The following is a 20,024-nucleotide window of genomic DNA, read 5'->3' as shown; positions in this document are numbered from 1 at the left end:
TCGAGAGAATCGATTCGTACCGAGAGGGAACATCATGACCAGTGAGGCGACTGTCACCATTACCGCCGAAGACCAGGCGGCGGTTGCGGCTGTCCCGCAGCGCATCACCGCGGCCTGGGCCGAGCACGACGCCGCAGCGTTCGCGGCGGCGTTCGTCGAGGACGGCACCATGATCCTGCCGGGTGTCTCGCTGGCCGGCCGGGCCGAGGTGGAGTCCTTCCTAGCGCGCGGCTTCGCCGGGCCCTACAAGGGCACCCGGGTCATCGGCACCCCGTTCCGGATCACCGGGCTCGCCGACGGCGTCGTACTGTTGCTGACCAAGGGCGGTGTACTGGCGCCGGGGGAGTCCGAGCTCGCCCCGGAACGGGAGATCCGAGCCAGTTGGCTGCTGGTCAAGCGCAACGGCGAATGGTTGGTGGCCGCGTACCAGAACAGTCCGGCCAACCTGGCCTGATCATTCGTACGTCGACGACGTCGGCCGGACGCGGAAAAGACCTATGAATCGTGCAGTCGTACTGGGCTGAGGTGTGGCCGGACTGCTGGCAACGAGAATTCTCTCGCCGCGATTCGACACGGTCGTCGTCGTCGAACGTGACGAGCTGCGGGTCCGGACATCGTCAGCGCATGCCGCGCGGACGACCGGCAGCGGGTCACCGGGGTACGGGGTACAGCGGGCGCCGACGGCGAGCCGGAGGACGGTGCACGGCGACCCGGTCGTGGACACCACCGGTCGTGGTTCCCGTACCCCGGTACGTCCCGGCCCATTCCGGTGCCGGACATCTCGACGATGGCACGGTGCCGGACCCGCGGTCCCTCTTTCGCGACGTCGCCGCCGAGATCGGGACACCGTGGAGGTTCCGGGTGGCCGGACTGGTCCCCGAGCCGACGCCGGCCGCTGGCCGACCGGCTGGTCGACCAACGGCCAGAGCCGTGCGGGTCAGGCGGCGGACTCGACGGACATCGGCAGCCCGCCCCGGATCCGCAGCGACAGCATCGGTTCGGGGACCACCCGGTACGACTCCGGCTTCACCAGCCGCAGCTCCCGGCTGACCATGGCGATCACGAACACCGCCTCCATCATCCCGAGATGGTTGCCCACACAGAAGCGTGGCCCGGCCCCGAACGGCACGTACGCGTACCGGGGTCGACTCACCGGCCGGGTCGGGTCGAACCGCTCCGGGTCGAAGCGGTCCGGTTCGGGCCAGAATCCCGGGTGCCGGTGCAGGGTGTACGGGCAGATCAGCACATGGGCCCCGGCGGGTACCGGAAACCCACCGATCTCGTCCGGCCCCTGCGCTATCCGCGAGAGCATCCAGACCGGTGGATACAGCCGCATGACCTCCTCGACCACCATCGAGGTGTAGGTCAGCCTGCGCAGGTCCTCATAGGTCGGCAGCCGGTCACCGAGCACCGCCACGGCCTCGTCCCGGAGCCGCTCGCGGACCTGTGGATGCTGGTCGATCAGGTAGAAGCTCCACCCCAACGTGCTCGCGGTGGTCTCGTGACCGGCCAGCAGCAGGGTGACCAGCTCGTCGCGCATCCGCTGCTGACCGCGCCGGGGGTCCGGCTCACGCCGGGTCGAGACGATCAGCCGGGACAACGCGTCGTCGCCGGTCGCGTCGTCGCCGTCGCGGGCGATCCGTTCGGCCACCATCCGGTCGACGATGACCTGAAGGTCCCGACGGGCCCGCCGGAACCGCAGCTGCTGCGGTAGCGGCACCCACATCGGCACCATGCTCATCGACGCCAGCTCGAACATCGCCTGGTCCTGCATGACCTCGAACGAGTGCCCGATCGACTGGTACCGGCTCAGATCGGTGTCCAGCAGGGTCCGACCGAGCACTCCGAGGGTCAGCTCGGTCGCCTCGTGCAGCACGTCCACCGGAGCCCCGCCGCTGTGGCCGCGCAGCCGCTCGACCAGGCCGGCCGCCTCCTGCGCCACCGCGGCGGCCTGCCCGGCGATCCGCTTGGCCTGGAACACCGGCTGCATCGCCCGGCGCTGCTCCCGCCACAGCTCACCCTCGCTGGTGAGCAGCCCGTCGCCGAGCGCCCGGCGGGCATGCACCAGTCCGATGCCCTTGTGGTAGTTGCGGCTGTTCTCCGCGAGCACGTACTTGGCATGGTCCGGATGGTTGAAGAAATAGAACGGCCACGGCCAGGTGGCCAACCGGACGGCGTCGCCATGGCGGCGTGCCGCAGCGCTCATCACGCCCAACCGGTCCCGGCCGAACTTCCACAACGTACCCAGCGACGCCGGTCCGGTCGGACCCGGTGGGGCCTGGCCGGTCCGGGCCGGCGTCACGTCGGCACCTCGTCGCGTCGCGGGTCGAGCTGGCGGAACCGTCCCCGCAGGAACAGCACCGGCTCGTCGTCGCCGTGGCGCCTCGCCGACAGCAGCCGACCCGTGAAGATGGTGTGGTCACCGCCGTCGTAGGCGCGCCACAGCCCGCATTCCAGATGGGCCAGCGCCCCGTCGATCAGCGGCGCCCCGCTGGCCGGCCCTGGCAGCCAGGCGACCGCGTCGAACTGGGCCTGGCCCAGTGGCCGCCACCGGTCGGCGAAGTGGCGGGCCACCGCCTCCTGGTCGGCGGCGAGCACCGACACCGCGAACGCGCCGGCGGTCACCAGACAGTCGTGCATGACCGCCTGCCGGTCCACGCAGACCAGCACCAGCGGTGGATCCAGGGACACCGAGGCGAAGGAGTTGGCGGTCATCCCGTGCGGTTGGCCGCCGCCGACGGTCACCACGGTGACGCCGGTGGCGAAGGTCCCGAATACCTGGCGTAGGGCGCCCGGGTCGAGTACCTCCCCGGGCGGTGGATGGTCGACGTTCATCTCGTCCTCCTCCTTCCGTGCTCAGGCGCGCGCCAGCGCGGAGTACGGCGCCAACGCCCGTACCAGCGCCTCGGGAACCCGGGTCGGAACGGTCCGGGTGTTCGGTCCGCGCATGCAGGCCACCCGTTGCCGGCCCCGGGCCACCGGCAACTCGCCGTCGGCACCCAGCCGGATGTAGTCGAAACTGAACTCCAACTGGGTCTGCGCCAGGTCCACCAGCCGCATCCGGATGGCGAGGTCGTCGAAGGCGGTGATCTCGGCGAAGAACTCGCAGTCCACCCGGAGGGTGAACAACTTGAGGTCGGCCTGCACCTCGGCGAGTACGCTCGGCGCCCGTTCCTTGAGGAACATCTCCCGGCACCGCCCCTGCCAGCGCAGGTAGTTGACGTAGTAGACGTTGCCCACCACGTTGGTCTCCTCGAAGCCCACGGTGTGGCGGTACTCGTAGTAGTCCGACATCCGGCTCACCGCCCCTGCGCCAGGACGGCGACGACGACCGGGCCCGGGTGGTCGCGCAGCGTGGTTGCCATCGTGGCGATCCGCTGGCTCCCGCTGGCCAGCACCACCCAGCCCGCCGGCCCGCCGGTGAGCTGGGACAGTGGCGTCGGCTGCGGACGGCCGACCTTCTGCAGACACTCCACCGCGCTCCACACCCGGGTCGCGGCGACGTCGAGCGGCTCGGCGAGGTCGCGGGCCAGTAGTTGCGCCAGCGGCAGGTGGTTGCCGAGCAGGTCACGCCACTCGTCGACGGAGCGGCTGGCCACCGGTTCGACGTCGCAGCCGAGGTCGCCGGTGCCGGTGACGCAGAGGGTCACCCCGGCGCCGTGCGCGGCCGAGACCGCCGTACCGGGCAGTTCTGGCCGACCGTCCGGGCGGTGGGTGACCGACACCGGCCGGCCGAGTGCCCGACCGGCGGCCCGCCCGGTGCGCTCGCGCCGGGTCGTGGCCTCGTCCTCGTCCGGCAGCACCGGCTCGACGACCACCGCCGTGTCGCTGCCCAGCAGGTCCTGCACGGTGCGCTCCAGGTACGGCCCGAGCAGTGGGGCGACCCACGGGCCGGCACCGCCCTTCTTGCGGACCGCACGCAGCCGCAGCCCTTCCCACCGTTCGACGACTCTGCCGTCGCGGTCGCGTACCGCGATGTCGTAGCGGTAGGTGTCGCCGTCGCGGCTGCGTTCGACGGCGCAGAACCGGAAGTCGCCCGGACCGACCAGGTCGGCCCCGCCGGGGTGGACCCGGTCGATGCCCTGCGGCAGCAACGTCGCGTCCGGTACGCACACCTGGTTGGCGTGCATCAGCGCGTCCCGTAGCCCCGGGTCGCCGAGCAGCAGGTCGCCCGGCAGGTACGGGGCGAACCACGCGGTCTGCGGGTCGGCCGCGACATCGGTGTCGATGTGCCGCGCGGCGGCCCGGTGGTAGCGGCGTACCCGCTGGAACCGGGCCCCCTGGAACATGGTGTCCACGTACAGGTCCCGGGCCGGGTCGAGGGCCACCGGCGGCAGCCCGTCGTCGACCTGGTCCGGCGGCCCGTCCGGGGCCGGGTCGGTGTCGAAGCGCAGCCTGGCCCGGAAATGCTCGGCGGCGAAGGCGGTCTCCGCACTGCGGATGGTCACGTCCACCGCCGCGTCGTCGACGACGGTCGCGGCGATCCGGATCGTGGTGCTGCCGTCCGGTGGCACCACGATCGGCCGTAGGAACTCGGCCTGCTCGATGCGGGGCACCGTCGACGCCCCGGTCACCGCGGTCGCCACCTGGGCCATCGCCTCCATGCCGAACACCGCCGGGAAGAGCAGGTTGCCGTCCAACCGGTGATCGTCGAGATAGAGGTCGCTGCCCGGGTGCAGGACGGTCTCGCAGACGAGTTCCACGCCGTGGTACCGCACCAGCGGCTTGTCGACGAAGCGCAACAGCGGCAGGTCAGGCAGGTCGTGCGCGACCGTGTCGATGCCCGTGGTCCGTCCGCTGACCACCACCACCGGTGGGACGTCGGGATCGCCGACGAGCCGACGCATCAGCGTCACCCCGTCGTCGAGGGAGATCGGGATCACTCCTTCACGCTGCAGCGACTCGACGACAGACAACCGCTCGCCCATGCCCACCCCGGACCAGACCGACCACTCCATGCAGACGGCCCGGCACTGCGGATGCTCCCGCTGGAACCGGACGGTCCGCTCGGCGAGCCATTCGTTGGCGGTCGCGTAGTGCGCCTCGCCGCGCAGACCGGCCCGGCCGATGATGCTGCCGAAGGTGACCAGCAGCCGCAGCCGGTCGGGGTCGACCGCGGCCAGCACCGCGTCCAGTCCGTCGACCTTCGGGGCGAACGTCTGCCGGACCTGCGCCATGTCGAGGTTGGTCAACGCCGTCGGCTCGTTGCGTCCGGCGCCGTGCAGGACCGCGGTGACCGGGCCGAGCGCGGCGGTGACCTGCGCCACCGCCCGCTGGACCTGGTCGGCGTCGGTGACGTCGGCGCGGCCGTAGTGGACGGTGATCCCGGCGTCGGTCATCCGCCGCAGGTTCGCGGCCAGGTCCGGGTCGTCGGCCGGGTCGGAGCGACCCAGTACGGCGAGCCGGGCACCGCTGTCGGCGGCCAGCGCCAGGGCGCACTCGGCGGTGATGCCCTTGCCGCCGCCGGTGACCAGCAGGACGTCGTCACCGCCGAGAACCTGCGCGGTGCGTTCGGCCCGTACCGGCAGTGCCCGCAGCACCGGCACCCGCCGGCTGCCGTCAGGTTCGTAGTAGGACTCGAGGAACCCGTCGGTCGCGGCGACCTCGGCGCACACCCACGGCAGCGCCTCGCGGATCAGCGGCACGTGCACCACGGTCACCTTCAGCTGCGGTGCCTCCAGCCGGAGCGTCTTCGCCAGCCCGGCCGCGCCCCGGTCGGACTGGACCAGGACGAAGCGGTCGCCGCCGCCGGCGAGCACCGCCCGGGCGGCCCGCAGCGCGAGCTCCACCTCGTCCGCGGGGCACTGCGGGGAGAGGCAGACCAGTACTCCGCCGCCGAGCCCGGCCCGGTCCAGGGCCAGCCGCAACGGTTCGGCGAGCGGATGGTCGTCGCGGGCGTACACCTGCCAGCCCCCGCCGGCCGGCGCGCCGGGGGCGGCGACCACCGGTGCCGGCGGACCGGCCGGGTCGAGGTCGATCCGGAAGGCCCTCGACCAGGGTGCGGCACCGTCGACCACGGTCGGCGCGTGCGCGTCGCCGTCGGTCGCCGTCGCGCTGAGCTGGTCGAGGGCGTCGGCGAGCTGACCGACGGTGGCGGTGGCGAAGTTCGTCGGGGTGGCACTGGCCGCGATGCCGCGCCGGGCGGCCGCCTGGTTGACCAGCTGTCCCACGGTGATGGAGCTCAGGTGCAGGTCGTCGAGGAGTCGACTGTCGTCACGGACCATCTCCATCGGAAGTTCGGCCCGCTCGGCGGCCATCCGCCGCAGCAGGTCCACGGTCGACTCGGCGTCGTCGACCGGGGTCGCCTCGGCCGCTGGCGTCGCCGGGGTCGCCGGGGCCACGGTCGCCGTCGTGGCGATCGTGACGGTCGGTGCCGTCTCACAGGGGCTGGCGAAGAACGTGAACTCGGCCCCGACGGCCAGGCTGCGGGTCAACCGGCCGTGGAACAGCCCGGAGTGGATGCCCGCCGCGCCGACCACGAACGCGCCCGCCACCACCCGCAGCAGCCCCACCAGGGACTGGCTGTCGGTGTCCAACGCCAGCGCGGGCACGTCGGTGATGGCGGCGGCCAGGCCGCTGAGCACCCGGCCCGGTCCGACCTCGACGAGCAGGTCGACGTCCTTGGCGGCGGCGGCCGCCGCCGGCGCGAACAGCACCGGGTCGACGATCTGCCGGTGCAGCAGGGCCGGCACGTCGGTCTCCGCCGGCAGGACCTCGCCGGTCACCGTCGACACGACCGTACGGTGCAGCCGCTGGAACCGCTCTCCGGTCAGCTGATCGGCGAAGGCCCCGGCGGCGGGTGCGACCAGCGGCGAGTGGAACGCGTGGGACACCGCCAGCGGGGTCGCCGCCAGCGCAACCTCCCGGGCCGCGTGGCAGACCCGCTCGACCTGGTCGACCGGGCCGGCGACGACGGTCTGCTGCGGCCCGTTGTAGCCGGCGATCACCACGTCGGTGCCGGTGAGCAGCTCCTGCACGGTGTCCGGGTCGGCGCCGACACCGGCCATCGTGCCGGACGCGCTGTGCGCGGCCATCGTCTGGCCCCGCACCCGCGCGACCCGCAGCAGCGTCTCCTCGTCGATGGCGCCGGCCCAGTGCAGCGCCGAGATCTCGCCGAGACTGTGGCCGACCGCGACGGTCGCCTCCAGTCCCAGATTCGCCAGCACGGTGAGACCGGCCAGCGATCCGGTCACGATCCGGGGCTGGGCGACGGAGGTGGCGACGCCGTCGGCCGACTCCGGCAGGGCCGACCGGCGGTACACCTGGTCCGCCTCGGCGAACCGGCGCCGCAGCGCGCCGCCGCTGGTGCCCCGCCCGGAACCCTGGCCGGGGAACAGGTAGCCGATCCGGCCGGGCCCGCTGGCGTAGCCGAGGAAGGCCCGGCCGTCCTCGGTGACCAGGCGGGTCTGGTCGGTGTCGAGCACGTCGAGGACCCGTTGCAGTTGCCGTACCGCGTCCTCCGGCGAGGTCACCACCACCGCCGCCCGGTACGGCAGGTCGCGCAACTCCCGGTGCAACGTGGCGGCCAGGTCGGCCAACTGCGCGTACGCCACCGTCGGCACGAACTCGACCAGCTTGTGCAGCCGCTCGCGCAGCTCGTCGCGGGACAGCGCGTCGACGGCGAGCAGTTCGGCGTCCTGCACCGAGGTCGCCAGCGAGAAGGTCCGGCTGTCCAGCCGGCTGCGCCGCCGGGCGTCGCGCTTCTCCAGCACCACGTGGGTGTTGATCCCACCGAAGCCCATCGCGGTCACACTGGCCCGTACCGGCACGTCGGCGGACCACGGCTCGGCCTGCCGCAGCACCCGCAGCGCGGCGTCCGGGCGGGTCAGCTCGTCGTGCGGATCGACGCAGCCGATCGCCGGGGGCAGCACCTCGTGATGCACCGCCATCGCCGCCTTGATCAGGCCGGCCACCCCGGCTGCCGCCTTGGTGTGCCCGATCATGCCCTTGATCGAGCCGATCACCGCCGGTCGCCCGTCGGGATCGGCCGCCTGCCGGGCCAGGGTGAGCGCCTTCAGTTCGGTGCTGTCGCCGACCGCCGTACCGGTGCCGTGTCCCTCGAACAGGCCGACCGTGTCGATGCCGAAACCGGCCCGCTCGTACGCCCGGTGCAGCGCCAACTGGTAGCCGCTGACCTCGGGCCGGGTGATGCCGCCCTTGCCGTCGGAGGAGATGCCCCAGCCGGCGATGGTGGCGTAGCTGCGGTGCCCGGCCGCCGTGGCGTCCGGCTCGCGCATCAGCACGATCATCCCGCAGCCCTCACCGGGCCAGAACCCGTTGGAGCCCTTGTCGTACACCCGCATCTCGCCCCGGGCGAGGGCCCCGGTCTTGGCGAAACCGATGATCTCGAACGGGTCGATCGACAGGTCGACCCCGCCGGCGATGGCGACGTCGACCTCGCCGTCGAGCAGCGACTTGCAGGCGGTCGCCACCGACAGCAGCGACGACGAGCAGGCGCCGTCCACGGTGTAGCCGCCACCCTTGAGATCGAAGTGGTTGCAGATCCGCCCGGCGATGGTGTTGGACAGACCGCCGGCGAGGGTGTCCTCGTCGATCGCCGGGAAGGGCGCCTTGTAGCTGGTCTCCAGATCGGCCAGGAACGTGGCGAGCTGCTCGTCGTCCCAGTCCTGCTCCTTGAGCGCGGCGGCGACCATCCGGCGTACGTACGGCCAGCGCAGCCGCATCAGGTTCGCCCGGGAGAACTCGCCGGTGAGGCTGTTGCCGACGACCACGCTGGTCCGTTCGCGGGGCAGCCCTTCGGCCATCGGGAACCCGGCGTCGGCCAGCGCCGTCGCGGCGACGTCCAGGGCCAGCCAGTGGGTCAGGTCCGTCGACCGGTAGGTGCTTCCGGCGATCTTGTACGCGATCCGGTCGAACTCGTACCCCTCGATGACGGCGGCGTTGCGGGCGTAGAACCGGTCCGGGGCGGCCGGGTCGGCGTCCCAGTAGTCGGCCAGCCGCATCCGTACGTCCGGCAGCCGCCGGAACGCCCGCCGGCCGGCGAGAGCGTTGTCCCACAGCTCCCGCGGCGATGTGGCGTCCGGGTAGCGGCAGGCCATGCCGACGATGGAGATCCTGGTCACGCCACCACCACCTCCTTCGTGTTCGACGGTGTGGTCAGCGGTGCGGCGGTCGGGTCACCGGCGGCCGCGGCTGCGGCGCGGGCCTGGGCCTCGTTGGCCTCACGGACCTTGTTGACGATGTGCACCGACCAGAGGAACACGCCCCGGATGGCGCACACCGCCGCCGTGGCGAAGAACAGCCCGTACGCGATGCCGGCGCCGGTGAGCATGCCGTAGACCAGCGCCACGCCGCCGCCGAAGGCGATCTGCGAGGCCGGTTTGGACGGGCTGGTCCCCGGGTCGGTGATCATGTAGTTGGTGAACAGGACGAACGCCACGCCGGTCATGGTGGCCAGCCCGCCCAGGATCGAGGTGTCCAGCAGGATGCCGCGCACGACCGACTGCAGCGCGAAGACCCCGAGCCAGGCACCGATCAGCCACATCCGGCCGGTCAGCTTGGCGTTGAGCATCGTGCCCAGGCCGATGATGGCCAGCGGCAGGAACCAGTCGACGAAACCGTCCACGTTCTCGGTGAAGTGGTACGGCGGCGCGATGCTGGCCCACGGGAAGACGACGAGGATCATCATGATCCCGAAGTTCGACGGGTTCATGTAGTGCCGCAGTCGGCCCCGTACCGGTGCCCGCAGCACCCACTTGGCGCCGATCGCCACCGCGACACCGAACATCATCGCCAGGATCTGGTCGTTGACGTAGGTCAGCATGTTCACCGCCAGCGCGGTGATGTGCGCCGGGTACAGGAACTCGGCGAGTCCGCGTACCCCGTCGCCGAGGAACCGGGGCGGGCGACCTTCGGCCCGGGCACCGATGATCTCCAGGCCGATCTCGATCGTGTACGCCGTGGCGAGCGCGACGAACGGCCACAGCCACGGTTGCTCGAAGCCGAGCACGGTGTAGCCCAGGATGTTGAACACCGAGATCGAGATGGCGAACCGGCGGAGCGCGGTGACGACTTTGGGGTCGTGCCGGGGGGCGGGACGGGCGGTCTGCGGGGTGGTCGTGGTCATCAGGTTCACCTCACCGTGGCCTCGGACCCGAGCTGTACGGAGTGCCAGCCGGGGGTCATCTCAAGGGTCTGTTCGTGTGCCTGGCCGGTGCGGTCCCGCCAGCTGATCTGCACCTGCACCGGCCCGGTCACCTCACCGAGTCCGATGTGCACCTCGTGGCTGCGGTGGCCGGAGTGGCCGCTGCCGCCGTCGACCCGGGACAGGAAGACCCGTCCGTCGGCGGTGGTGGCGACGACCTGGGCACCGGTCGCCGGCGAACCGGCCTGCCTGGGGACGGTGTCGTGCGGGTGGGTCAGGTGCAGGCCGAGGAAGGCGCCGGGCGACGGGCTGTCGTTGTGGTAGTAGACCGGTTCGGCCCACTGCCGGGCGACCGCCCAGTCGAGCAGCCCGTCGCCGTCGGCGTCGCCGGTGGCGATGCCACGGGTCGGCACCGGCACCGCCAGACCGAGTTCGGCGGCCACGTCGACGTAGCGTCCGGTCTCGTCGGGTACGAAGAACCGCAGGGTCTGCCCACCGGCGACGTCGTCGCCGGCGCGCACGTTGGGCCACCAGGCCGGATTGGACAGCAGCAGGTCGTTCGCGGTCGCCAGCTCCTGCAGCTGCGGCCACCGGTTGACCTCGCCCTTGACGAACCCGAGCGCCTGGGTGACCACGGTCTGGCCGCTGTTGTTGAAATCGGCCAGTTTGGTGTCCCAGCCCCAACCGGACCAGGCCAGGCCCATCGGCGCGCTGCGGTCGGTGAAGGGCGCTTCACCGGCGGCGAGCCGGCGGCGCATCTCCTCGGTGTCCGCGGCGTCGTTGATGAAGGCGTAGTTGCTCTCCACGATGCCGAACGACGTGGTGATGTTGCTGACGAACAGGTCGTAGTTGCCGTCCCCGTCGAGGTCGCCGAAGTCGACGCCCATGCCCTTGAACGAGTCCACGCCGAGCTGCTTGGACTTCGGCACGGTGCCCTTGCGGACCGCCTCGACGATGGCGAAGTCGATGGTGCCCGGGGTGGACCGGTTGTGCAGCAGCCGGTCGGGGCCGAAGTCGTGCGCCAGGTACAGCTCCGGCAGCAGATCGCCGTCGAGGTCGATCGCGCCCGAAGCCAGCGCCCAGCCGGTCGAGGCGTCGGCGGGGATGGCGTCGTCGACGCGTTCGTAGCGCACCGTCGGCTCGGCGCCGCTGGTCGCCCCGGTCCACCGGAAGATGTAGTCCGGGCCGCCGTTGAGCCCGTGGGACATCGAGTGGTTCATCTCCACCCCGCCGTAGACCGTGTGGTCGAGCACCGGGCTGTGCGGGAAGTAGTTGCCGACGTGGATGTCCTCGTAGCCGTCGCCGTCGAAGTCGGCGACGGTGACCGTGTTGGTGTTCCAGTCCGGGCCGGTGTAGCCCGTTCCGGACGGACCCGGCATCAACTCGGTCGGCCGGTAGCTGTCCGGGCCGAGCTCGTCGACGTCGGCCCTGGCCAGGTAGATGATCGGGGTGCGGCCCCACAGGTAGACCAGCAGGTCCATCCGGCCGTCGGCGTTGAAGTCACCCGGTGCGCAGCCCATCGGCGCCATCGCGAAGTGCATGGGCAGCGGGTCCGGGTCGAGCGCGAACGGTGCGTACCGGGCCGGACTGTCCGGCGTCGGGCTCACCACGACCTGGTCGATCCGGGGATCGGTGACGCACAGGTCGTTGGCCAGGCCGTCGCCGTCGAGGTCGTTCATGGCGATCGCGGCACCGACCGAGGAGATCCAGGCGTCGATGTGTTCGTACTCCTGGTTGACCTTGCGGATCGACTGCTGGGTGAAGCCGCCCGGCATCGCGATCGACATCGGCGTGAACGAGTAGCCGGCGGCCAGGCCCGCACGGGTGTCAGCGGCGTAGCCGGGCTGGCGGGCGAGAACGAACAGGCTCACCACCAGCAGGACCGCGATGACCCCGGCGAGTTGCCGGCGAAGCAAGCCAACTGTGGACGACACGGGCTAGCACCTCCCAAGAGAGACGAACTGGTTGGCGGTGCGCTCCCGCCACACCTCGTAGGCCGGCACCGGGCCGGTGGTCGCGGGGTCGGGCCGGGTCTGTCGGCTGACCGTCGCCGCGTCGGACACGGACATTCCGCAGAAGATCTCGGTGGCGAGCTCGTTGTGCGCCACCACCAGGCCGGCCCGCGCCCGTGCCTCGGCGGCGAAGGCGCTGGCCTGGGCGACCTGCGGCCGGGCGTCACCGGCGCGGTCCCACAACGTCCGGAGCTCGTCGGCGTCGGCGCCGCCGGCGTACGTCGCCGCCAGCGCGGCACCGCTGTACAGGTCGGCGCGCCGGTGGGGGGCGAAGGCGTCGATCAGCGCGGCGACCCGCTGCGGGTCGGTGCCGCCGACGAACCAGCTGGCCCGGCCGACGCCCTGGTCGATCGCGCGTCTGGCGTACCAGCGTGGGCCGCTGATCGGCCACGGAAAGTCGGTCTCCTCGTGGCGCTGATGGACGTACCGGTCGGTGTGGAAGTACGCCTGGTGGAACCCGTACCCGTCCAGGGCCAGCCAGCGCAGCAGCGGGTCCGGCGCGGTCAGCGTCCGCCACCGGAATCTCGGCAACCGGGCCATCGCCCACCCGATGCCGACATAGGCCATGTAGACGTGCGCGTCGCCCGGCCCGGCCAGGAAACGGGAGACATGGTCGGAACGACCGAACGGCAGCCCGTCGAGAATGGCGAAACCCATGGCCGCGCCCTCGTAGGCGAAACCCTGGTAGCGCACCGGTAGTTCGGCTAGGGGCACGGCGACCTCCGCCGGTGTGGCCGCCTCCATGGCCGCCGCGTACCCGGCGATGAACGATCGCCCAACGGTCTCCAGGACGTCGCGTGAGGTGGAGTTCTTGGCATGGAAGCCGCGGACTTCCAAGGTCGTCTCGGAAAGCTTCGGCGTCAGGAGCGCGCGTCTCGTCTTACGCCAGTACGTAGCCAACTCTCTCCCTCACTTGTCCTCGGTGAACGGCAGTCGTCGCCCCGTATCATGGCCAGCGGGGCGACGGAATTCCTTCTTTGGAAATGCGCCGTTGGGGAATTTCTCCGATATTGCTCGGCAATGCGAAATAGGCATGCGTGAGCCGGCCGTCGACGGTGACAGCCGTTATCTTGGTGTTGCTCCGATCCTGTTGTTCAGTAGTGGGTCGAACGCAGGCCAGGGGCAAATCTTTCCCGTATGCGTCGCCGCCATGTCTCGTAGGCCGGCGGGCCGTCCGGCCGGGCACCGCCCGAGTGGGTGCCGTCGGCGCCCGTACCGTCGGTGTCCGCCACCGCGACCTCGTCGGCGAGCGTGGCGGCGGCAGCGGCAGACGTCCCGGTCAGTACCCGGGTCGCGGTCTCCACGTGGGCCGGCACGAAGCCGGACTCGGCGCGGGCCTTGGCGGCGAACACGGCGCCCTGGGCGAGCTCCGCGCGGTACGGGCCGGCCAGCTCCGGTAGCAGGTCGAGATCGCCGCCGGCGAAGGTCGCCGCCAGCCCGACACCACTGAACAGATCCGCCCGCCGGGGCGGCGCGAACTCCTCGACGGCGGCGGCGACCGCCTGCGGCTGACCGCCGTGGATGAACCACAGTGCCCGGCCGATGCCCTGGTCGAAGGCGCGGCCGAAGTAGTCGGGCCGGCCGAGCCACGGGTAGGGCGCGGGCTGGCGCTGCTCGACGACCCAGCGTCGGGTGTGGAAGTACGCCCGGTCGAAGCCGAGCCCGTCGACCGCCAGCCAGGACATGGTCGGGTGGTAGGGCAGCCCGGTCAGGTCGGGCAGCACCTTGCGCCACAGCGGCCGGGGCAGCCTGGCCATCGCGAACCCGATCCCGATGTACGCCAGCAGCAGGTGCGGCCGGCCGCCGCCGGTGAGCAGGTCGCGGGTGCGCCGGCCGCGCCGGGCGCCGGTGACGTCCCGTACGGTGAGTGCCATCGTCGCCCCTTCGTAGGCGAAGCCCCGCAGCTCCTGCTCGACCAGCTCCAGCCGACGTTCCAGCTCCCACTGGTCGGTGCTGTCGATGGCCCATTCGAAGCCGCAGATCACCGCCTGGGGGACCGCCTCCAACCGGCGGGCGGCCGGTGCCGACGCGCCGGGAAAGCCCCGGCGCGCGAAGGTGACCTCGGTCAGCGGTGGCGCCAGAGCCAACCGCCGAACGGCGCCGATGACGCCTGCCATGAGTTTCTCCATTCCGGTACGGGTGCCGACAGGTGCCGGCACCCCCGGCGCGGCGGCCGGTACCCCTTGAGTCGGCTATCCGGTCCGGGCGTGCCGGCCCGACGACGGTGCGCCGGGCCGAGCTGATGACGGTGCGCCGGGCCGAGCCGACGACGGTGCTCCGGGCGGAGCCGGTGACGGTGCGCCGGGCAGGGCCGGGTCGGTCGGGACGTGCCAGGCGCCGACCCGCCGGGCCGCCGTGAAGCTGGCCCAGGCCGCGGCCTCGATCAGCGTCCGGTCGCCCGGGTGGTGCCGGCGGAACTCCGCGACCGTCTCGTTGTCCACCTGGTACGACGCCAGGGCGGTGAGCAGGGCCAACCGTGCGGCGGCCTGGTCCGGCGGGGACAACGGGGCGATGAGGTCCTCACACCACTGCCGGGACAGCCCGGTCTCCTCGCCGCGCCAACTCGTCAGCCGCTCCTCGACCAGGTGCCGGACCGGCGCGGACAGGCACCGTTCGCCGGCGGCGGCCAGCGCCGCGTACGACCGGGCCGCCGCCTGGGCGACCGTCGGGTCGCCGGCCGCCCAGCCGGCGTCGGCCGGCAGCGCCGCCGCCGGCAGCAGCGACAGCGACCGCCCTGGTACGGGTGCCGCCCGCAGCGTCGGGTCGAGCTGCCGGCCGACGACGTGCTTGAACCGTCGCCGCGCCGCCGGGGTGAGTCCGGGCGGCAGCAGGAAGCTGGTGAGGAAGACGTTGACCATCCGGGTCAGGTAGTGGAAGGCGACGACGACACCGACCAGCTCCGGCCGTTGCGCTTCGGTGAACGGCACCGGCGTCGGGGCGTCCGGCAGATGGGCGCTACGGGCCCACTCGACCAGCGCCCGCAGCCGCGGGTCCGTCATCGCCTGTGGCCGGTCGGCGACGACCGCTTCGGCGTCGTGCTCCCCGGCCTGCGGGTACAGCCCGGTGCTGTGCATGTCGACGCAGTACGGGCAGATGTTGGCGACCGACACCCCGGCGGCGACCGCCTCCTTGGCGACGCGGTCCACCGTGCCCACCACCAGCAGCGGTTCGCGCATCAGCATCCAGAAGGCGCTGAGTGTCTCCGGTGCCGGCGAGTGGAGCAGGACCGGTGGGATGACCAGCCGCATCTCCTCGGTGCACTGGGCGTACACGGTCGCGACCGTGCCGAGCGCCGACTGCTCGGACACCGGACGGACGTGTCGCACCTGGCGTTGGGCGACCGACGCGACGACCCGTCGGATGACCATCCTGGCTCCCTCATGGTGCGGCGATCGGATGTTGCGGCGTACGGCTGGCGCAGTGTCAGTCCGATCACTGAAGGTGATCGCATGTTCATCAGAATGCCGACCGCTGGACTCCTGAGGGAACTTCCATATTGCCGAGGTGTGCTGGTCACGGGGCTGGATAGCGGTGCTGTCCGGTCGCCGGGGCGCCGATTGTCGGACCCTGCCGCTAGGGTGGGATGAACTGTTGTCACAACGTCACATACGGTGACAATTGGAGGGGTGGGAGTGCAGCACCTGCACCTGTCCGACGCCGTGCGGCCGGCCGACGGCGACGAAGTCATCGCCGACGTGTCCGCTGCCGTCGGCCACATCGGGCGGATCTGCTTCAAGACCGGACCACCACGGCGGGTCGGTGTCGAACTCGAATGGACCGTGCACCACGTGGACGACCCCGCCCGTCCACTCGACCCGGAGATCCTCGGCCGGGCGCTCGGCGAACACGCCCCACCCACCCTGCGACGCGACAGCCCGCACCGGCCCCTGCCGTACGGCGGACAGGTCACCGTCGAGCCCGGCGGCCAGGTGGAGATCTCCAGCCTGCCGGTCGACTCCGTCGCCGACCTGCACCGGCACGCCGTCGCCGACACCGCCGCCCTCGACGCCCGGCTAGCCCGGGCCGGCCTGCGGCTCGGCTCCCACGGCTGCGACCCCCACCGGCCGCCCCGGCGCATCCTGCACAACCGCCGGTACACCGCGATGGCCGACGCCTTCGGCCGGTACGGCGCAGCCGGAGCGACCATGATGTGCGCCACCGCCGGCCTGCAGGTGTGCCTCGACGCCGGAACCCCCGCCCAACTGCCGCTGCGCTGGGCGGCCGCGCACGCACTCGGGCCGGTGCTGCTGGCGACCTTCGCCAACTCCGCACGGTACGCCGACCGGGACACCGGCTGGGTGTCCCACCGGATGCGGACCTGGCTCACCCTCGACCCGGCCCGCACCACCCCGCCCGCCGCCGTCGCACCGGGACAGCCGCCGGCGGACCCGGTGGCCGACTGGACCCGTCGCGTCCTGGACACCCCGCCGCTGTTCATCGCCGACGGGCGGTCCGGCTGGTCCCGATCGGCCGGGGTCGGGTTCGGCGACTGGATCCGCAGCGGCCTGCCCCGCCCGCCCACCTACGCCGACCTGTCGCTGCACCTGAGCACGCTCTTCCCACCGGTACGCCCGCAGGGCTACCTGGAGATCCGCTACCTCGACGCCCAGCCGGCCGGCGACTGGCTGGCGCCGGTCGCCGTACTGGCCAGCCTGTTCGCCCGCGACGAGACGCTGCGCGCCGCATGGCGCCACGCCGCCCCGGTCGCCGACCGGTGGGCCGACGCCGCCCGCGTCGGTCTGGCCGACCCGGCGCTGGCCACCGCCGCCCGAGCCGTCGTCGCACTCGCCTGCGACCACCTGGTCGACACCGGTCTGCCGGCCACGACCATCACCACGATCCGGCACTCGCTGCGTCGCCGGCTGCCGAAGGAGGACCTGTGACCGGACCGACCGACCTACGCGCCGTACTCGCCGACGACCTCGATCGCGCCCGGCGACGCAGCAACGCCCTCACCGACGCCGTCGACGACGCCGACCTGGTCCGCCAGCATTCGCGACTGATGTCGCCGCTGGTCTGGGATCTGGCTCACATCGGCAACCAGGAGGAGCTCTGGCTGGTCCGCGACGTCGGCGGCCGGGATCCGGTCCGCGCCGACATCGACCACCTGTACGACGCGTTCAAACACGCCCGCGCCGACCGCCCCGCGCTGCCGCTGCTGGATCCGACCGAGGCGCGCGCCTACACCCGTACCGTCCGGGACAAGGTCCTCGACCTGCTCGACACGGTGGCGTTCGACGGCCGGCCGCTGGTCGAGCAGGGCTTCGCCTTCGGGATGATCGTTCAGCACGAGCAGCAGCACGACGAGACGATGCTCGCCACCCACCAGTTGCGGGTCGGGCCGCCGGTGCTCCCCGCCGCGCCCACCCCGCCGTCGGCCGGGCCGGTCGACGGCGAGGCACTCGTCCCCGCCGGGCCGTTCACCATGGGCACCTCCACCGAGCCGTGGGCGCTGGACAACGAACGCCCCGGGCACCCGGTCGACGTACCGGCGTTCTTCATCGACCGTGCACCGGTGACCAATGCCCGCTACCAGCGGTTCATCGACGACGGCGGCTACCACGACGAGCGATGGTGGAGCCCGCAGGGTTGGGCCCACCGGCTGCGGGCCGCGCTCGCCGGGCCGGCGCACTGGCACGGCGACGGCAGCTGCACCCGGTTCGGCCGACGGTCGGCGATCGTGCCTGACGAGCCGGTGGTGCACGTCAGCTGGTACGAGGCCCAGGCGTACGCGAACTGGGCCGGTCGTCGGTTGCCTACCGAGGCCGAATGGGAGAAGGCCGCCCGGTACGACCCGTCCACCGGCCGGTCCCGCCGCTACCCGTGGGGCGACGACGATCCGCGCCCCGAGCACGCCAACCTGGGCCAGCGGCATCTGTCCCCGGCCCCGGTGGGTGCCTACCCGGCCGGTGCCTCACCGGCCGGGGTGCACCAGCTGATCGGTGACGTGTGGGAGTGGACCGACACCTGGTTCGACGGTTACCCCGGTTTCACCGCCTTCCCGTACCGGGAGTATTCGCAGGTCTTCTTCGGCCGCGACTACCGGGTGCTGCGTGGCGGCTCGTTCGGCACCGACCGGTCCGCCTGCCGGGGCACCTTCCGCAACTGGGACTATCCGATCCGGCGGCAGATCTTCAGTGGCTTCCGGACCGCCCGGGACCCGCTGCCCGGCGAGGTCGCCTAGTGTGCCGCCACCAGCTCTACCTGGGCCCACCCGCGAGCCTGGCGACGCTGCTGATCGACCCGGCGCACAGCCTCTACCGCCAGTCCTGGGCACCCCGGCAGATGCGTGGCGGTGGCACGGTCAACGCCGACGGGTTCGGCATCGGCTGGTACGCCGGCACCGGATCCGACGCCGGCATCCGGGCCAACCCGGTCCGGTACCGCCGGGCCGTACCGATCTGGGCCGACCAGAGCCTGCCCGAGCTGGCCCGGGCCACCGTCACCGGCGCGCTGCTCGCCGCCGTCCGCTCGGCCACCCCCGGGATGCCGGTGGTCGAGACGGCCTGCGCCCCGTTCACCGAGGGCCGGTGGTTGTTCAGCCACAACGGGGTGGTGGCCGGCTGGCCGGCCAGCGTCGCCGACCTTGCCGCCACCCTGCCGGTGACCGACCTGCTCACCCTCGACGCGCCCACCGACGCCGCGCTGCTGTGGGCGCTGGTGCGCCACCGGCTGCGGGCCGGCACGCCACCCGCCGCGGCGATCGCCGACACCGTCACCGGTGTGCTCGCGGTGGCCCCGGCGTCCCGGCTCAACCTGCTGCTCACCGACGGCGCACAGGGCTGGGCCAGCACCGTCGGCCACACCCTGGCCGTCCGGGCCGACCCGGACCGGATCGTCGTCGCCTCCGAACCGACCGACGACGATCCGGGTTGGACCGCCGTACCGGACCGCCGACTTGTCGTCGCGACCCCGACCACCTACACCGTGGAGGAACTGTGCGGATCGACATCGCACTGACCGAGGCCGATCAGCTGCAGGCGTTGCGCGCCGACGTCCGGGCGGGGCTCACCGCCGACCCGAAATGGCTGCCCCCGAAGTGGTTCTACGACAAGTACGGCAGCGAACTGTTCGACCGCATCACCACCCTGGCCGAGTACTACCCGACCCGGGCCGAACGCGCCGCGCTGACCGCGCACGCCGCCGACATCGCCACCGCCACCCGGGCCGCCACCCTGGTGGAGCTGGGCAGCGGATCGTCGGAGAAGACCCGGCTGTTGCTCGACGCGCTGTGCCGGGTCGGCACCCTGGACCGCTTCGTGGCGCTGGACGTCTCCGAGTCGGCGCTGCGCGACGCCGCCACCGCGCTGCACCGCGACTACCCGCAGCTGTCGGTCCACGCGATCGTCGGTGACTTCACCCGGCACCTTGACCGGATCCCGGCCGGTGACCACCGGCTGGTCGCCTTCCTCGGCGGCACCATCGGCAACCTGGTGCCGGCCGAACGGGCCGAGTTCCTGGCCACGCTGCGCCGGGCCCTGCGACCCGGTGAATGCCTGCTGCTCGGCACCGACCTGGTCAAGGCGGAGCCGACCCTGGTCGCCGCCTACGACGACGCCCAGGGAGTGACCGCCGAGTTCAACCGCAACGTGCTGAACGTGGTCAACCGGCAACTCGGCGCCGACTTCGACCCGGCGGCGTTCCGGCACGTCGCCCGCTGGGACGCCGAGCACGAGTGGATCGAGATGCGGTTGCGGGCCGAGCGGGCCATGACGGTCGACATCGCCGACCTGGACCTGACGGTGCCGTTCGCCGCCGGGGAGGAACTACGGACCGAGGTGTCGGCGAAGTTCCGCCGGGCCGGCGTGACCGCCGAGCTGGCCGCCGCCGGATTCGAGCTGACCCACTGGTGGACCGACCCGGTCGGCCGGTTCGCGATCAGCCTGTCCCGCCGCCGGTGACGGTCG

General features: G+C 72.2%; 14 protein-coding genes. 5 read left to right on the top strand and 9 right to left on the bottom strand.

The window, feature by feature from the left end:
- Positions 1–34 precede the first annotated feature (34 nt).
- Positions 35–454: an SgcJ/EcaC family oxidoreductase gene (locus O7623_RS12335; RefSeq protein ID WP_282228751.1), complete on the top strand. Its 420-nt coding sequence runs from the start codon at positions 35–37 to the stop codon at positions 452–454.
- A gap of 483 nt (positions 455–937) precedes the next feature.
- Here O7623_RS12335 and O7623_RS12330 read toward each other — a convergent pair whose 3' ends face one another.
- From O7623_RS12330 to O7623_RS12290, 9 genes are all read right to left on the bottom strand, one after another.
- Complete coding sequence (locus tag O7623_RS12330; protein WP_282228750.1) at positions 938–2,302, bottom strand: cytochrome P450; 1,365 nt, start codon at positions 2,300–2,302, stop codon at positions 938–940.
- The gene (locus O7623_RS12325; protein WP_282228749.1) at positions 2,299–2,835 is read right to left on the bottom strand and encodes a flavin reductase family protein; all 537 of its coding nucleotides are present in this window, start codon (positions 2,833–2,835) and stop codon (positions 2,299–2,301) included. The genes O7623_RS12330 and O7623_RS12325 overlap by 4 nt, the downstream gene beginning before the upstream one ends.
- Positions 2,836–2,856: 21 nt before the next feature.
- The gene (locus tag O7623_RS12320; protein WP_282228748.1) at positions 2,857–3,294 is read right to left on the bottom strand and encodes an acyl-CoA thioesterase; all 438 of its coding nucleotides are present in this window, start codon (positions 3,292–3,294) and stop codon (positions 2,857–2,859) included.
- Positions 3,295–3,299: 5 nt separating this feature from the next.
- The gene (locus O7623_RS12315; protein WP_282228747.1) at positions 3,300–9,083 is read right to left on the bottom strand and encodes a type I polyketide synthase; all 5,784 of its coding nucleotides are present in this window, start codon (positions 9,081–9,083) and stop codon (positions 3,300–3,302) included.
- Positions 9,080–10,087 carry an enediyne biosynthesis protein gene (locus tag O7623_RS12310; protein WP_282228746.1) on the bottom strand — a complete coding sequence of 336 codons (1,008 nt, stop codon included), beginning with the start codon at positions 10,085–10,087 and terminating at the stop codon, positions 9,080–9,082. The genes O7623_RS12315 and O7623_RS12310 overlap by 4 nt, the downstream gene beginning before the upstream one ends.
- A 5-nt stretch (positions 10,088–10,092) precedes the next feature.
- Positions 10,093–12,039, bottom strand: coding sequence for a CRTAC1 family protein (locus O7623_RS12305; protein WP_282228745.1), 1,947 nt, complete (start codon positions 12,037–12,039; stop codon positions 10,093–10,095).
- A 3-nt stretch (positions 12,040–12,042) separates the two neighbouring features.
- Positions 12,043–13,017: a DUF1702 family protein gene (locus O7623_RS12300; protein ID WP_282228744.1), complete on the bottom strand. Its 975-nt coding sequence runs from the start codon at positions 13,015–13,017 to the stop codon at positions 12,043–12,045.
- Positions 13,018–13,211: 194 nt separating this feature from the next.
- Entirely contained in the window at positions 13,212–14,234 is a 1,023-nt protein-coding gene (locus O7623_RS12295; protein WP_282228743.1) for a DUF1702 family protein, read from the bottom strand.
- A gap of 75 nt (positions 14,235–14,309) precedes the next feature.
- Complete coding sequence (locus tag O7623_RS12290; RefSeq protein WP_282228742.1) at positions 14,310–15,485, bottom strand: carboxymuconolactone decarboxylase family protein; 1,176 nt, start codon at positions 15,483–15,485, stop codon at positions 14,310–14,312.
- A gap of 258 nt (positions 15,486–15,743) precedes the next feature.
- On the opposite strand from O7623_RS12290, the gene O7623_RS12285 reads away from it, so the two are divergent.
- Genes O7623_RS12285 through egtD form a run of 4 tightly spaced genes read left to right on the top strand, consistent with a single transcriptional unit; the run spans position 15,744 to position 20,018 of the window.
- Positions 15,744–17,000, top strand: coding sequence for a glutamate-cysteine ligase family protein (locus tag O7623_RS12285; RefSeq protein ID WP_282228741.1), 1,257 nt, complete (start codon positions 15,744–15,746; stop codon positions 16,998–17,000).
- Complete coding sequence (gene egtB / locus O7623_RS12280) at positions 16,997–18,301, top strand: ergothioneine biosynthesis protein EgtB (protein ID WP_282228740.1); 1,305 nt, start codon at positions 16,997–16,999, stop codon at positions 18,299–18,301. Before O7623_RS12285 ends, egtB begins: the two co-directional genes overlap by 4 nt.
- On the top strand, positions 18,301–19,077 hold the full coding sequence (gene egtC, locus O7623_RS12275; RefSeq protein ID WP_282228739.1) for an ergothioneine biosynthesis protein EgtC: 777 nt from the start codon (positions 18,301–18,303) through the stop codon (positions 19,075–19,077). Before egtB ends, egtC begins: the two co-directional genes overlap by 1 nt.
- Positions 19,056–20,018, top strand: a complete 963-nt coding sequence (gene egtD / locus O7623_RS12270) for an L-histidine N(alpha)-methyltransferase (protein ID WP_282228738.1) — start codon at positions 19,056–19,058, stop codon at positions 20,016–20,018. The genes egtC and egtD overlap by 22 nt, the downstream gene beginning before the upstream one ends.
- Positions 20,019–20,024 lie beyond the last annotated feature (6 nt).

Origin of the sequence: Solwaraspora sp. WMMD791 (genome assembly GCF_029581195.1) — a bacterium.
In the GTDB taxonomy this organism is placed as follows: Bacteria; Actinomycetota; Actinomycetes; order Mycobacteriales; family Micromonosporaceae; genus Micromonospora_E.
Note: the sequence above shows the minus strand (reverse complement) of the source record. Positions and strands in the feature narration are given on the sequence as shown.